The organism is Microbacterium sp. 69-10 (assembly GCF_001897945.1).
Lineage (GTDB): Bacteria > Actinomycetota > Actinomycetes > Actinomycetales > Microbacteriaceae > Microbacterium.
Window position 1 is genome coordinate 27,760 of record NZ_MKRT01000010.1, and the last position, 15,418, is coordinate 43,177.

Annotated in this window: 11 protein-coding genes; 5 read left to right on the forward strand and 6 right to left on the reverse strand. The window is 70.5% G+C overall.

Features of this window, described 5'->3' with window-relative positions:
* Positions 1-41 precede the first annotated feature (41 nt).
* Positions 42-2,921, forward strand: a complete 2,880-nt coding sequence (locus BGN97_RS04290; RefSeq protein WP_292698341.1) for an aconitate hydratase — start codon at positions 42-44, stop codon at positions 2,919-2,921.
* Between the two features lie 185 nt (positions 2,922-3,106).
* Entirely contained in the window at positions 3,107-5,050 is a 1,944-nt protein-coding gene (gene dxs, locus BGN97_RS04295) for a 1-deoxy-D-xylulose-5-phosphate synthase (RefSeq protein WP_292698342.1), read from the forward strand.
* 3 nt (positions 5,051-5,053) lie between these two features.
* On the opposite strand, the gene BGN97_RS04300 is transcribed toward dxs, so the two are convergent.
* The 4 genes from BGN97_RS04300 to BGN97_RS04315 are packed head-to-tail and all read right to left on the reverse strand — an operon-like array spanning position 5,054 to position 8,360.
* Complete coding sequence (locus BGN97_RS04300; protein ID WP_292698344.1) at positions 5,054-5,668, reverse strand: hypothetical protein; 615 nt, start codon at positions 5,666-5,668, stop codon at positions 5,054-5,056.
* Positions 5,665-6,333: a TetR/AcrR family transcriptional regulator gene (locus tag BGN97_RS04305; RefSeq protein WP_292698346.1), complete on the reverse strand. Its 669-nt coding sequence runs from the start codon at positions 6,331-6,333 to the stop codon at positions 5,665-5,667. The genes BGN97_RS04300 and BGN97_RS04305 overlap by 4 nt, the downstream gene beginning before the upstream one ends.
* Positions 6,334-6,378: 45 nt before the next feature.
* Positions 6,379-7,824, reverse strand: a complete 1,446-nt coding sequence (locus tag BGN97_RS04310; protein WP_292698347.1) for a glycerol-3-phosphate dehydrogenase/oxidase — start codon at positions 7,822-7,824, stop codon at positions 6,379-6,381.
* Positions 7,821-8,360: a TetR/AcrR family transcriptional regulator gene (locus BGN97_RS04315; RefSeq protein WP_292698349.1), complete on the reverse strand. Its 540-nt coding sequence runs from the start codon at positions 8,358-8,360 to the stop codon at positions 7,821-7,823. The genes BGN97_RS04310 and BGN97_RS04315 overlap by 4 nt, the downstream gene beginning before the upstream one ends.
* Before the next feature lie 74 nt (positions 8,361-8,434).
* Here BGN97_RS04315 and BGN97_RS04320 point away from each other — a divergent pair, with 74 nt between their 5' ends.
* From BGN97_RS04320 to BGN97_RS04330, 3 genes are read left to right on the forward strand one after another with little or no spacing between them, the layout of a single operon-like run.
* A complete protein-coding gene (locus BGN97_RS04320; RefSeq protein ID WP_292698350.1) occupies positions 8,435-10,060 on the forward strand; it encodes an FAD-binding oxidoreductase in 1,626 nt (541 codons plus the stop codon).
* Entirely contained in the window at positions 10,053-10,955 is a 903-nt protein-coding gene (locus tag BGN97_RS04325) for a YegS/Rv2252/BmrU family lipid kinase (protein ID WP_292698351.1), read from the forward strand. Before BGN97_RS04320 ends, BGN97_RS04325 begins: the two co-directional genes overlap by 8 nt.
* Positions 10,956-10,976: 21 nt before the next feature.
* Positions 10,977-12,608, forward strand: a complete 1,632-nt coding sequence (locus BGN97_RS04330) for a GMC family oxidoreductase (RefSeq protein WP_292698352.1) — start codon at positions 10,977-10,979, stop codon at positions 12,606-12,608.
* Here BGN97_RS04330 and BGN97_RS04335 read toward each other — a convergent pair.
* Together BGN97_RS04335 and BGN97_RS04340 are read right to left on the reverse strand one after the other, a co-directional pair.
* The gene (locus BGN97_RS04335; protein ID WP_292698354.1) at positions 12,601-13,296 is read right to left on the reverse strand and encodes an SPFH domain-containing protein; all 696 of its coding nucleotides are present in this window, start codon (positions 13,294-13,296) and stop codon (positions 12,601-12,603) included. The two genes, BGN97_RS04330 and BGN97_RS04335, sit on opposite strands and share 8 nt — an antisense overlap.
* Before the next feature lie 143 nt (positions 13,297-13,439).
* A partial coding sequence (locus BGN97_RS04340; protein WP_292698356.1) for a 3-hydroxyacyl-CoA dehydrogenase NAD-binding domain-containing protein occupies positions 13,440-15,418 on the reverse strand: 1,979 nt, incomplete at its 5' end.

Here is a 15,418-nt window from a genome sequence, read left to right on the forward strand (position 1 = left end):
AAGGCGAACCTTGCTAGCCGCGGCATCCGGAGGCGAGCAAGATGGAGTCGCCTGTCGCTCCCATCCGAACAGAAGGAGACGGATCCGTGTCCACGGTGAACAGCTTCGGTGCCAAGAGCACCCTGACGGTCGGCAGCACCGACTACGAGATCTTCCGCATCGACACGGTCGCCGGTCACGAGAAGCTCCCCTTCAGCCTGAAGGTGCTTCTGGAGAACCAGCTGCGCACCGAGGACGGCAAGAACGTCACGAAGGCGCAGATCGAGGCGCTGGGCTCGTGGGATGCCACGGCCGAGCCCAACACCGAGATCCAGTTCACGCCCGCCCGCGTCCTCATGCAGGACTTCACCGGCGTGCCCTGCATCGTCGACCTCGCCACCATGCGCGAGGCCGTCACCGCCCTCGGCGGCGACCCGAGCCGCATCAACCCGCTCTCGCCCGCGGAGATGGTCATCGACCACTCCGTGATCGCCGACCTCTTCGGCGCGGAGAACGCGCTGCAGCGCAACGTCGAGATCGAGTACGAGCGCAACGGCGAGCGCTACCAGTTCCTGCGCTGGGGCCAGACCGCCTTCGACGACTTCAAGGTCGTCCCGCCGGGCACCGGCATCGTGCACCAGGTGAACATCGAGCACCTGGCCAAGGTCGTCTACGACCGCACCGTCGACGGCGTGCTGCGCGCCTACCCCGACACGCTCGTCGGCACCGACTCGCACACCACCATGGTCAACGGCCTGGGCGTGCTGGGCTGGGGCGTCGGCGGCATCGAGGCCGAGGCGGCCATGCTGGGCCAGCCGGTCTCCATGCTCATCCCGCGCGTCGTCGGCTTCAAGCTCACCGGCGAGATCCCCGCCGGCGTCACCGCGACCGACGTCGTGCTGACGATCACCGACATGCTGCGCCAGCACGGCGTGGTCGGCAAGTTCGTCGAGTTCTACGGCGCCGGCGTGGCATCCGTGCCGCTCGCCAACCGCGCGACCATCGGAAACATGTCGCCGGAGTTCGGCTCCACCGCGGCGATCTTCCCGGTGGACGACGTCACCCTCGACTACCTGCGCCTCACCGGCCGCAGCGACGAGGCGATCGCGCTGGTCGAGTCGTACGCCAAGATCCAGGGCCTGTGGCACGACGCCGCCAACGAGCCGGTGTACAGCGAGTACATGGAGCTCGACCTCGGCACCGTGGTCCCCTCGATCGCCGGTCCGAAGCGCCCGCAGGACCGCATCCTGCTCTCCGAGGCGAAGACGCAGTTCGAGAAGGACATCCTCAACTACGCGACGCCGTCCACCACGGACGAGCTGGCCGACCTCGAGTCGAAGCACTCCTTCCCGGCATCCGACCCCGGTCAGGTCCCCGGTGAGGAGGAGGTGCACACCCGTCCGGTGCACATCAGCAGCGGTGCGCCCGCCGCATCGTCCAAGCCGGTCCCCGTGACCACGCCTGCCGGCGACCAGTACATCCTGGACAACGGCGCGGTGACGCTCGCGGCGATCACCTCGTGCACCAACACCTCCAACCCCTCGGTCATGGTCGCGGCCGGTCTGGTCGCGCGGAAGGCGCTGCAGAAGGGCCTGAAGCAGAAGCCGTGGGTCAAGACCACGCTGGCTCCCGGCTCCAAGGTCGTCACCGACTACTACGAGAAGTCGGGCCTGAACGAGGACCTCGAGGGCCTGGGCTTCTACACGGTCGGCTACGGCTGCACGGTCTGCATCGGCAACTCCGGTCCGCTGATCGACGAGGTCTCGGCCGCCGTCAACGAGCACGACCTCGCGGTCACCGCCGTGCTCTCCGGCAACCGCAACTTCGAGGGCCGCATCAGCCCGGACGTGAAGATGAACTACCTGGCCTCGCCGCCGCTGGTCATCGCCTACGCCCTCGCCGGCTCGATGCACTTCGACTTCGAGAACGACGCGCTGGGTCAGGACACCGAGGGCAACGACGTGTTCCTGCGGGACATCTGGCCCACCTCGGAAGAGGTGCAGGAGATCATCGACGCATCGATCTCGCGTGAGCAGTTCATCAAGCAGTACGCCACCGTCTTCGACGGCGACGAGCGCTGGACGGGCCTGCCCACGCCGACCGGTCCGATCTTCGAGTGGGACGAGGACTCGACCTACGTGCGCAAGGCGCCGTACTTCGACGGCATGACCATGGAGCTCACCCCGGTCACCGACATCACCGGCGCTCGCGTGATGGCGGCCCTGGGCGACTCGGTCACCACCGACCACATCTCGCCCGCCGGCGCCATCAAGCCGGGCACCCCTGCTGCGCAGTACCTGCAGGAGCACGGTGTGGAGCGCAAGGACTTCAACTCCTTCGGATCGCGTCGAGGCAACCACGAGGTGATGATCCGCGGCACGTTCGCGAACATCCGCCTGAAGAACACGCTGGTCAAGGCCGTCAACGACGGTCAGCAGATCGAGGGCGGCTACACCCGCGACTTCACCCAGCCCGGCGGTCCGCAGGCGTTCATCTACGACGCGTGCATGAACTACCAGGAGCAGGGCGTGCCGCTGGTGGTCTTCGGCGGCAAGGAGTACGGCTCCGGATCCTCGCGCGACTGGGCGGCCAAGGGCACCAACCTCCTGGGCGTCAAGGCGGTCATCGCGGAGAGCTTCGAGCGCATCCACCGCTCCAACCTCATCGGCATGGGCGTCGTCCCGCTGCAGTTCCCGGCGGGCGAGTCCTGGGAGTCGCTGGGCCTGGACGGCACCGAGATCATCTCGATCGAGGGCCTGACCGAGCTCAACGAGGGCACCACGCCGAAGACGGTGAAGGTCACCGCGACCCCGAGCGAGTTCTCGCCCGAGGGCCACGCGCCCGTCACCTTCGACGCGGTCGTGCGCATCGACACACCCGGTGAGGCGGACTACTACCGCAACGGCGGCATCCTGCAGTACGTGCTGCGTCAGCTGGTCTGACCCCACGACGAGAGCGCCCCGCCCGGTTTTCGACCGGGCGGGGCGCTTCCGCGTCCCCGGGGAGCGCACCGCCGAGGCCGCGGTCATCCGCGCCACGCACCGAACTCGCACCGACTCGGAGATAGACTGGACAGGTTCGCGCGAGCCCTTCGGCCGCGCAGTCGTCGAGTCGCGGAGGAGCGTCCATGCCGATCCTGCCGAGCATCACCGGTCCCCGGGATCTCGACCGGCTCTCACCCGATCAGCTCGCTGAGCTGGCGGCCGAGATCCGCACCTTCCTGGTCGAGAACGTGGCCCGCACCGGCGGTCACCTCGGTCCGAACCTCGGCGTCGTCGAGTTGACGATCGCGCTGCACCGGGTGTTCTCCTCGCCCGAGGACCCGATCATCTTCGACACCGGGCACCAGTCCTACGTGCACAAGCTGCTGACCGGCAGACAGGACTTCTCGCAGCTGCGCTCCCGCGGCGGTCTCGCCGGTTACCCGCAGCGCTCGGAGAGCCCGCACGACGTGGTCGAGTCCTCGCATGCCTCCAGCTCGCTGAGCTGGGCGGACGGCGTCTCCCGCGCCCTCACCGCCACCGGACGGGGAGATCGCCACGTGGTCGCGGTCGTCGGCGACGGCGCGCTCACGGGCGGGATGACCTGGGAGGCGCTGAACAACATCTCCGATGACAACGATCGCAATCTCGTGATCGTCGTCAACGACAACGGACGCTCCTACGCGCCGACGATCGGCGGAATGTCCCGCTACCTGAACCGGGTGCGCACCGCCGCCGCCTATCGCGATCTGCACCGCAAGTCCGACCGGGTGTTCCGCGCCTTCGGCCCGTTCGGCCGGGCGCTGTTCCGCGGAGTGCGCGGTGGCACGCACGGCTTCCTGTCGCGCTTCACGAACAACGCCGCACTGTATTCCAATCTGGACATCAAGTACCTCGGCCCGGTCGACGGTCACGACCTCCCCGCCCTCCTGGAGACGCTCCAGCTGGCGAAGGACTTCGGCGCACCCGTGATCGTGCACGTCATCACCGAGAAGGGCCGTGGATACCAGCCGGCGCTCGACGACGAGGCGGACCAGTTCCATTCCGTCGGACGCATCGATCCGAAGACCGGTGGCGCGCTGGGCAAGTCCTCGGGCCGCTCGTGGACCTCGGTGTTCGCCGACGCCCTGGTCGACGTCGGCGGCAGGGACGAGAAGGTCATCGCGATGACCGCCGCCATGCTGCGCCCGACGGGCCTCGCCCCGTTCGCCGAGCGCTACCCGCACCGCGTGTACGACGTGGGCATCGCCGAGCAGCACGCCGTCGCCTCGTCGGCCGGCCTCGCGTTCGGCGGCCTGCACCCCGTGGTGGCGATCTACGCGACCTTCATGAACCGCGCCTTCGACCAGGTGCTGATGGATGTCGCCCTGCACAAGGCCGGCGTCACGTTCGTGCTGGATCGGGCCGGTGTCACCGGGCCAGACGGCCCGAGCCATCATGGGATCTGGGATCTGGCGACGCTGCAGCTGGTCCCGGGCATCCGCATCGCGGCACCTCGGGACGCGGCGCGTCTGCACGAGGTGCTCGACGAGGCCGTGGCCGTCGACGACGCGCCCACGGTGATCCGCTACCCGAAGGGGTCGGTGCCGGACGACATCCCTGCCGTCGAACGGCTGGCGGACGGGGTCGACGTGCTCTCCCGCGATGAGACCGAGGACGTGCTCCTGGTGGGCATCGGTCCGTTCACGGAGCTCGCCCTGGACGTCGCCGCCCGCTTGCGAGCGCAGGGCATCGGAGCCACGGTGATCGACCCGCGCTGGGTGATCCCCGTGCAGTCGTCGATCCTCGAGCTGGCCGCACGCCACCGTCTGGTGATCACGCTCGAGGACGGCATCCGCGTGGGCGGCGTCGGCACTCGGGTGCGTCAGGTGCTGCGTGAGGCGGGCATCGACACCGCCGTCGACGAGCTCGGCGTGCCGGACGCGTTCATCGAGCACGCGTCGCGCGAGCAGGTGCTGCAGGATGCCGGCCTCACGGCCGCGAAGATCGCCCAGGACGTCGTCGCACAGGTACTGGGCAAGCGCGTCCCGATGGCGCGTCAGACCGGCGAGACCGGCGCGATCGCGCTGCCCATCCACGATCGCAGCTGAGCGTCAGGGCTCCAGAGCCCCGTCCTCCATGACGGCGTCACGATCGATGCGGGCCTGGATGCGCCGCGCTGTGCTCCGGCCGCTGTCCCACCGGCGAGCGTTGCGCACGGTGACGGCCCAGCCGAGCACCGTGGACGCCGCGGTGAGCGCCGCGGCGATCAGGCAGTAGCCGGCGAACTGCGGCACCGGGGCTGCGGCATCCGTCCACAGCAGGAAGCACAGCTGTAGGACGACGATGGTGAGCGCCGCGACCGCCGCGCCGATGGCGGCGTGGGCGGCGACGTGGAGCCAGGGGGAGCGCCGCGTGCGCAGCCGCCACGCGAGCCTGCGGATCAGCGGCGCGGTGAGCAGCGCCGCGACTCCGGAGATGGGCGCCGCGATCAGCAGTGAGATGAGCAGCACGGGGCCCAGAAGCCCCACGGAGGAGAAGCCGGAGGGGCCTCCGCGGAGCGAGCCCATGACATCGGAGACGACCGCGACGGACACTTCCGCCGCTGCCAGCAGCCCCAGGAAGAAGAGCCAGGACGACACCGCCCCCATCACGAACTCGTCACGGGTGAACGCCATCGGCTGATCGGGAGTGCGCGGTGACAGGGTCGAGGCGGGCGCGCCTGTCATGCCCGCACCTCCGCGATCTGGTCGAGCAGGTCGCGTGCGACTCCGCGCACGCCCGGGACCCGCACGAAGGGAAGGGCCACCGCGAGCAGCTTCAGTGCGGTGTCCAGAAGGCGCCGGGTGCGGGCGTGGTCGTCCTCGTCGTAGGTCCAGCGCACGATGAGTCCCAGGAACGCGACGAAGAGGGCATCCGGGAGCCGTTTCGCGATGTCATCCGGCAGACGGTGCTCGGCGCCGTCGACCGCGCGCCGGAAGAGGCCGATCGTCATCTCCCGCGCACCGGACGACTCGCGGGACAGCGGGTTGATGGGGGAGTCCGGGGCGATCATGGCGCTGAGGAAGCCCGGCGCCACGCGCTGATAGGGCTCCAGCGTCTCGAGGCCCGTCTCGCAGACGATCCGCAGGCGGTCGACCAGGCCCCCGACGCCCTCCAGCAGGGGGACTGCGACGCGAGCGTGGTCCTGCTGCACCTGCTCGTACAGCTCCTGCACGAGGTGGGTCTTCGAGGGGAAGTAGTAGTACGCGTTCCCCACCGACACCCCCGCCTCCTTGGCGATCAGCCGGATCGTGGTGTCGGGGTAGCCGCGCTCGATGAAGGAATCGATCGCGGCTGCGCGGATGCGGGCGCGTGTCTGCTCGGCCTTCGGCGTGAGCTCAGAACTGAACATGTTCAAATGGTAGCGCGCGGAGGGGAGCGAAGACGAGGCGCGCCGTCAGCCGAGCTCGTCGAGGGCTCGTGCGACCAGGTCGGCGACCAGCGGGAGCGCCCGTGCCCGCTCCTCCGGGATCAGGCCCAGACGGGTCCGCCGGTCGAGAACGTCATCCGCCGTCATCGCGCCCTGAGTGCGCACGGCATCCACCACGTCCGCCGCGCTGAGGGTCAGCCCCTCGGCCAGCGGAGGTGCGGGATCGACGGGGGAGAAGGCCGCCAGTCGCAGTGCGGTGGTGCGGCTGGGCGGTGCCGTCAGCCCGCGCGTGCGCACGGCCAGATCCACGGCGTCCTGTGCCATGCGCCGATACGTGGTGAGCTTGCCGCCCAGCACCGAGACGAAGCCGTCGTCGGACGCCGCGACGAGATGCCTGCGGGACACGTCGGCTGTGCTTCCACCGCCGCCGTCCACCAGGGGACGGAGCCCGGCGAACGCACCCAGCACCTGCTCCCGGCGGACCGGCGTCTGCAGCACACGATTCAGGCTCTCGAGCAGGAACGCGATCTCCGGCTCCGTGGGCTGGGCGACACGCGGCACGTCGCCCGGCGCGTCCTCATCGGTGAGTCCGACGTAGACGCGTCCGCCCGGCTGCGGAAGGGCGAACACGTACCGGCTGACGGACCCGACGTGCGGGATCGTCAGGGCGGCGCGCGGATGCCCGAGAGCGGCGCCGTCGAGCACGATGTGCGTTCCGCGGCTGGGACGCACCGTGATCGCGTCGTCGAGCGACCCGGCCCACACGCCTGTGGCATTGATCACGCTGCGTGCGCGGATCGTCAACCGCTCGCCGGTGAGCACGTCCTCGGCGTCCGCGCCGTCGGCGTGCAGGCGCAGCGCGCGAACCCGGGTGAGGATGCTCGCGCCCAGAGCGGCGGCGCTCCGCGCCACCGCGACCACCAGGCGTGCGTCGTCGGCGAGCTGCCCGTCATGGGTGATCATGCCCCCGCGCAGGCGATGCGCGTCCAGCCCCGGCACCAGCCCGAGCGCGGTGCGGGCCGACGCCGGGCGAGGGCCGGGGAGGACGCGTCGAGGCGTGCGGGCCTGCAACCGCAGCAGGTCGCCCATCGCCATGCCCGCGGCCCCCGCGACGCGCTGGCGCAGGGAGACCGCGGGAGAGAAGGGGAGCAGTTGAGGCAGCGGGCGGATCAGATGCGGCGCGATCGCCGTCATCAGCAGATGGCGCTCCCTGGCGCTCTCCCGCGCTGTCGCGATGTCACCGGTGGCGAGGTAGCGCAGTCCGCCGTGCACCAGCTTGGAGCTGAACCGGCTGGTGCCGAACGCGAGATCCTCCGCCTCGATGAGCAGCACGCTGAGGCCGCGGGATGCGGCATCCAGCGCGGTGCCGGTCCCGGTGATCCCCCCACCCACGACCAGCACGTCGACCGTGTCGGCCGCCGCGCGGGCGAGCTCGGCGCTACGGCGCGACGCGGTGAAGTCGGGTGAGCTCATGGCCGCAGCAGCCCGTCCAGTGCGGCGCGCAGCTCGCGTTCCCACGAGGCGTCGTCGATGAGCTCGTTCACCGTGCCGTGCGAGAGGATCGCCGACTGCGCGATGAGGAGCAGCATGACCCCGATGTGCTGCGGGTCGCCGTCGCGCACCGTGCCGCCTGCCTGCGCGGCGCCGATCGAGGCGGCCATCCGCTGCAGGATGGCCTGCTGGCTGGCGCCGAACCGATGCAGGGTGTAGCGGGTGAAGACCTCGGGCTCGCGGGCGAGGAGGGCCGAGTAGAGCGGGTCGGTCTGGAACGCCTCCGAGAAGCGGAGCACGTCGTCGACGATCCCCGCGCGCGTCTGCGCGAACGGCACGCGCTCGAGCAGCGTCACGACGCGGTGCAGCAGGGCGGCGCGGACGACCTCGTCGGCACCGGCCCAGCTCCGATAGATCGTCGGCCTGCTCACGCCTGCCGCGCGGGCCAGTTCGGCGATCGTGACGCCGCCGACGCCGCGCTGCGCGATCAGCTGCTCCGCGGCGCCGAGGATGCGCAACTGCGTCGCATCCCATCGCGGCGGGTTCCGGTCTGATGATTGACGATCTTCCACAATGTGTCACACTGTAACGCATGGATGTCGAGGACGACAGGGCGGGTTCGCCGCCGGAGATGCGCTGGGACGGCTGGGGCGACCCGGCACGCGCCACTGACCTGCCGCGTGCCGTGCGGGCTCTGCTGCCGCTCATGCTGGGGCGCGTGCGCCGTCCGGACACCGCACCGGCGATCGGCGCCGTCGAGATCGCCGCCTCGCGCCTCACGGGTGCGGACATCGACGCGCTCGGAGCCGTCGTCGGCCCTGATCAAGTGCTGACCGACGCGGAGACCCGCATCCGACGCTCGGGCGGGAAGTCGACGCCCGATCTGCTGCGCCGTCGCGCTGCACGCCAGGAGGCACCGGATGCCGTCGTACGGCCGGCCGACCACGATCAGGTGCGCGAGACGCTGCGCACGGCCGCCGAGCGCGATCTCGCGGTCGTCCCGTTCGGAGGCGGCACCAGCGTGGTCGGCGGCGTGGATCCGGACGCCGGCGCGCACCGTGCCGTGATCGCCCTGGATCTCGCGCTGCTGTCCGGTCTGATCCGTCTCGACGAGGTCAGCGGCGAGGCGGTGCTGCTGGCCGGCACGCGTGCACCGGAGGCAGAGCGCCTGCTCGCGGTGCACGGCTTCGAGCTCGGGCACTACCCGCAGAGCTTCCGCTACGCCACGATCGGCGGTTTCGCGGCCGCACGCTCCTCGGGACAGAACTCGGCCGGCTACGGCCGCTTCGAGGCCATGGTGACCGGCATCCGCATGGCCACTCCGACCGGCGACCTGGACCTCGGGCGCGCACCGGGCTCCGCCGCCGGCCCGGACCTCACCCGCCTGCTGCTCGGCTCGGAGGGCGCCTTCGGAGTGATCACGGAGGTGCGCGTGCGCGTGCACCGGACTCCGGCGGAGCGCATCATGGAGTCCTGGACCTTCCCGGACTTCGCGACCGGCGCCGACGCGCTCCGGCAGGTCGTGCAGCGCGGCGGGACACCGACCGTCATCCGCCTCTCGGACGAGGCCGAGACCGGCGTGAGCCTGGCTCAGCTCGGCCGGATCGGCAAGGTGCTCGCGAAGGGCGCCAGTGCCGTCACCGTGTTCGAGGGAGAGGACGCGGAGAGACGCCGCGAGCGCGCGGCGGCACTCCTCGCCGAGGCCGGCGGCTCCAGCACGGGCCGCGGCGATGCCGAGAAGTGGATGCGCACCCGCTTCGACGGCCCCTATCTGCGTGACGCCCTGCTCGACGCAGGGGTGTTCTGCGAGACGCTGGAGACAGCGACGACCTGGTCGAACCTGCACGCGCTGCGGGCGGCGGTGACGGCCGCGCTCAAGGACGGATTCTCGGATGCCGGGGCGAAGAGCTTCGTAATGTGCCATGTCTCGCACGTGTACCCGACGGGCGCCTCGCTGTACTTCACGGTGCTCGCCGGAATCAGGGGCGAGCAGCTCGGCGTGTGGGAGACGGTGAAGCATCGCGTCGGGGATGCGATCGCGGCTGCCGGCGGCACGATCACGCACCACCACGCCGTCGGACGCGATCACGCGCCCTGGCTGGCGGACGAGATCGGCGAGACCGGCATCCGCATCCTTCGCGCCGTCAAGCGCGAACTCGACCCGCGGGGGATCATGAATCCCGGTGTGCTGATCCCCACGGAACGCCCCGGTGCCTGAACCCGTGCGGCTCGCGATGATCGTCAACCCGCTCGCGGGCAAGGGGCGCGGCGCTCGCGCTGCCGCCACCGCCGAGCGCATGCTGCGGGAGTCCGGCGCCGTCGTCTCGGTGCTGGCGGGCGACACCGCCGCGCAGACCCGCGCGCTCGCGCACCAGGCCGTGCACGAGGGTCACGACGGCGTGGTCGTCGTGGGCGGCGACGGGACGCTCACCGGCATCATCGACGTCCTCGCCGATGCCGGCATGCCGGTGACGCTCGTGCCCGCCGGCACGGGGAACGACCTCGCCCGCGCGCTCGGCATCCCCACCGGCGATCCCGCCGCGGCGGCGTCAGCCGCAGTCCACGGGAGCCCGCGTCGCATCGACCTCGGCAGCATCTCCTCGCAGGGGGAGAGCCGGGCGTTCCTCACGATCGCCGCCCTCGGCTTCGACGCCAAGGTCAGTGAGCGCACCAACACGCTGCGACATCCCCGCGGCCCGCTGCGGTACTACCTCGCACTGGTCATCGAGCTGCTGCGGCTGCGACCCACCGACTTCCGGGTGCGCGTCGACAGCGGCGAGGAGCAGTCGATGCCAGGCACCCTGCTCGCCGTCGGCAACACGTCCAGCTACGGGGGAGGGATGCCGATCTGCGTCGGAGCCCGGCCCGACGACGGAGCGCTCGACCTCGTGCACGTCGCACCGCTCGGCCGCCTGCGGCTGCTGACCGTGTTCCCGCTGCTGCTGCGCGGCACCCACCTGTCACGGCCGGAGGTGCTGCACCGGCAGGCGAGACGCGTGCAGGTGTCGGCGCCCGACCTGGTGGTCTACGCCGACGGCGAGCGCGTCGGCGCGGGCGAGTGCGTGATCGGCATCCGACCCGGCGCCGTCACGATGATGGTTCCGCGACGATGAGGACCCCGAAGGGATGAACGGATGAGCTACGACGAGGACGTCGTGATCGTGGGATCGGGCTTCGGCGGCTCGGTCGCCGCCCTGCGCCTGTCTGAGAAGGGATACCGCGTCCGGGTGCTCGAGGCCGGCCGCCGGTTCGAGGACGAGGACTTCGCGAGGACGTCGTGGGACGTGCGCCGCTACCTGTGGGCGCCCCGTCTGGGCTGCTTCGGCGTGCAGCGCATCCATCGGCTGCCGCACGTGATGATCCTCGCCGGTGCGGGCGTCGGCGGCGGTTCGCTGAACTACGCCAACACGCTCTACGAGCCGGGCGCGGCGTTCTTCGCCGACAGGCAGTGGCCACCGGGGATGTCCTGGCAGGCCGAGCTCGCGCCGCACTACGTCACGGCGAAGCGGATGCTGGGCGTCGTCGAGCACTATCCGCACACCGGACCCGTGGAGCGGATCATGGCCGGCGCCGCCGAGGACCTCGGAGTCGGCGGCAGCTTCCGGCGCGCGCCGGTGGGAGTCTTCCTCGGCATGCCCGGCGTCACAGTCCCCGACCCGTTCTTCGACGGAGAGGGGCCGGCGCGGACCGGCTGCACACTGTGCGGCAACTGCATGGTCGGGTGCCGCGTCGGCGCCAAGAACACCCTGCGGAAGAACTATCTGCACCTCGCCGAGCGCCGCGGCGCGGTGATCGAGCCGCTGCGCACCGTCGTCGAGGTGCGGGAGGATCCGCGCGGCGGGTATCTCGTGACCTCCGAGCGCTCCGGTGCGTGGGTGAGCCGGCAGCGCCGCACGATCCGGGCGGAGCAGGTGGTGCTCGCGGCCGGCACCTGGGGAACGCAGCAGCTGCTGCACCGGATGAAGGCGACCGGCGCACTGCCGCGCATCTCGGATGCCGTGGGTCGCCTGACCCGTACCAACTCCGAGGCGCTGGACGGCGCGATCTCCACCCGCGTCCCGGACAGCGTCGCATACACGGAGGGCGTGGCCATCACGACGTCGTTCCACGTGGACGATCACACGCACGTGGAGAACGTGCGCTACGGCGCGGGCTCGAATCTGATGGGCGGGCTCGCAACGCTGCTGGTCGACGGCGACCGGCCCCTGTTCGGGCGGCTCGGCTCGATGGCCGCGCAGGTGCTGCGGCATCCGGTGCGGCAGTTCCGGCTCGCGAACCTGCGCCGGTGGAGCGAGCGCGGCATCATCGCCCTCGTCATGCAGACGGCCGACAACTCGCTCACGCTCTCGCTGCGCCGTCGCCTGGGCCGGGACGTCCTGACCAGCAGGCAGGGGCACGGGGAGCCGAATCCGTCGTACCTGCCGCAGGCGCATCGCGCCGCGGAGGCGATCGCCGCGCGGATGCAGGAGGAGACCGGTGTGCGCACCGAGGCGCGAGGCTCATGGCCCGAGGCCTTCGGCATCCCGCTGACCGCGCACTTCCTCGGCGGCGCGGTGATCGGCGCGACTCCCGAGGACGGCGTCATCGACGCCTGGAACCGCGTCTGGGGGCATCCGGGCGTGCATGTCGTCGACGGTGCGGCGGTGCCGGCGAACCCGGGTGTGAACCCCTCATTGACGATCACAGCCATCGCCGAGCGGGCGTTCGCGCACTGGCCGGAACGCGGCGGACAGGACGGGCGACCAGCGCAGGACGAGCTCACTTGAGCGCGTGCAGGGCGGCGACAGCGTCCGGTGCGCGGTCGCCGGCGCGGAGGGCGCCGGCCAGCAGGTAGCCGTCCGTCAGGGAGTCGCCGGTGATCATCACCCTCACCAGCTCCAGACCGCACGCGACGCGCACCGACTCGGCGCAGGCCGCGAGCACTCTGGTGCTGATCTCGTCGTTGTGCGGGAGCTCTTCGCCGTCCAGCATCCGCACCGCGTCGCGCAGAGCGGCGCCGACGATGTTCGACGCGCGTTCCCGCACGTTCACCACGTCGAGTTCGAACACCCTCAGGTCGTGTCCGGTCGGGATCGGTCGCCATTCGAACGACGCGTGCACTCGGTGCTGCACGCCGCCGGCGCCGGTCAGCTCCCGCACCGGCAGGTCGGTCGCGCGGCAGCGCACGTCCACGAGCCGGTACCAGTAGAACAGCGGGAACGCCCCGTGCGAACCGGGTCGCAGCACGACGACCTCGCCCACGGCGCCGCTGAGGCGCGTCTTGCGCCGTGGCGGCCGGTTGCGGATGATCGGCTTGCCGTTCCGGGTGCGGATCGCGGCCCAGCCCTCGTCCACGGTCACGATGAAGAGCTTCATCAGCGCCGGGAAGACGAGCACGATCGTGAGGATCGCGGTTCCAGTCTTCAGCAGGCTCGAGATCCCTTTGCCGCTCACCATCGTCAGGAGCATCTCCATGAGACCACTGTGCCGGGTCTGTGCGGATGCCGTATGCCGATCGAGCCCCGTCGAGCAGGTGCTCACGGGGCGTTCGCCGTCCGTTCCCCGCAGACGCGGAACGGGCCGCCCCGAAGTCGGAGCGGCCCGTCGTGCGACGTTCGTCAGCTGTGCGCGATCCCGCGGATCGGCGGGTTGTGGAAGGTGCCCTGGAACACGCGCTCCGAGGCTCCCTCGCGGTCGAGGTACGGTGAGGCGCCGCCGTCGATGAACGGCCAGCCCGCACCCAGGATCAGGCACAGGTCGATGTCCTCGACCTCCGGGACCACACCCTCGTCGAGCATGATCCGGATCTCCTGCGCCAGGCCGTCCTGCACGCGACGCAGGATCGTCTCCGCGGATGCCGGAGTCGAACCGGTCTGGCCCTTCAGCGCCTTCTCGGCGGCCTTCGTCCAGCCGGTCACGCGACCGCCCTTGTCCTTCTCGACGACCGCGTCCAGCTCGGCGAGAGCGTGGAAGTTGTCGTTCGCGTAGAAGCGCTCAGGGAAGGCGCGGACCATCGTGTCCTGCACGTGCGCGGCGACCTTCCAGCCGACCAGGTCGATCAGCTGGAACGGGCCCATGGGAAGGCCGAGCGGACCGAACGCCTTCTCGACGTCGGCGACCGGGGTGCCCTCGTACACGGCGCGCGCAGCCTCGCCCATGACCTTGGCCAGCAGACGGTTCACCACGAAGCCGGGGGCGTCGGCGGTGAGCACGGCGTTCTTGCCGAGGCCCTTCGCGACCACGAAGGCGGTGGACAGTGCGGCATCCGTCGTGGCGTCCGTCTTCACGATCTCGATCAGCGGCATGACCGCGACCGGGTTGAAGAAGTGGAAGCCGACCAGGCGCTCGGGGTGCGCGAGCTTGGAGCCGATCTCGGCGACCGAGAGCGACGAGGTGTTGGTAGCCAGGATCGCGTCCTCGGCGACGATCTTCTCGATCTCGCCGAACACGGCCTGCTTCACGCCGACCTCCTCGAACACGGCCTCGATCACGAAGTCGCAGTCCGCGTAGAGGGTCTTGTCGGTGGTGCCGGTGACGAGGCTGCGCAGCTTGTTGGCGGTGTCGCCGTCGAGACGGCCCTTCGCCTCGAGCTTGCCGATCTCCTCGTGGATGTACGCCACGCCCTTGTCGACGCGCGCCTGGTCCAGGTCGGTGATGAGCACCGGCACCTGCAGCTTGCGCACGAACAGCAGCGCGAACTGGCTGGCCATCAGGCCGGCCCCGATGATGCCGACCTTGGTGACCTTCTTCGCGAGCGTCTTGTCGGGTGCCCCGACGGGGCGCTTGGCGCGCTTCTGCACCAGGTCGAACGCGTACATCGACGCCGCGAACTGGTCGCCGGTCACGAGCTCGGCGAGCGCCTCGTCCTCGCGGGCGAAACCCTCCGCCTTCGTGCCGCTCTTCGCCTTGTCGAGCAGCTCGAGCGCGGCATAGGGCGACTTCGGCACGGTGCCGATCTTCGACTCGAGCATGTTGCGGGCCATCTTGATGGCCACCGGCCACTTGACCGTGCGCTCGATCTTGCCCGGGGCGTTCTTGCGCTCCACCTTCTTGCCGCCGAGGACCGCATCGGCCCAGGCCAGCGAGTTCTCCAGGAAGTTCGCTGCGGGGTAGATCGCGTCGAACAGGCCGAGCTCGAACGCCTGCTGAGGCTTGAGCATCCGGTTCTGCTTGAGCGGGTTGGAGATGACCACCTCGAGCGCGTTCTCGATGCCGATCAGGTTCGGAACAAGATACGCGCCGCCCCAGCCGGGGATGATGCCGAGGAAGACCTCGGGCAGCGCCAGGGCTGCGGCGGAGGCGTCGACCGTGCGGTAGGTGGAGTTCAGGGCGATCTCCATGCCGCCGCCGAGGGCGAGTCCGTTCACGAACGCGAAGGAGGGCACGCCCAGGTCGGACAGCGAGCCGATGACCTTGTGGCCCAGCTGCGCGATCAGGCGTGCGTTGTCCTTCGAACCGACCCGGCTGATGTCCGACAGATCGGCGCCGGCGGCGAGGATGTACTGCTTGCCGGTGATGCCGACCGCCTGGATCTCGCCGGCGGCCGCACGGGCCTTGAGACCGTCGAGGGTCTCGCCGAGCTCGGTAGCTCGGTGAG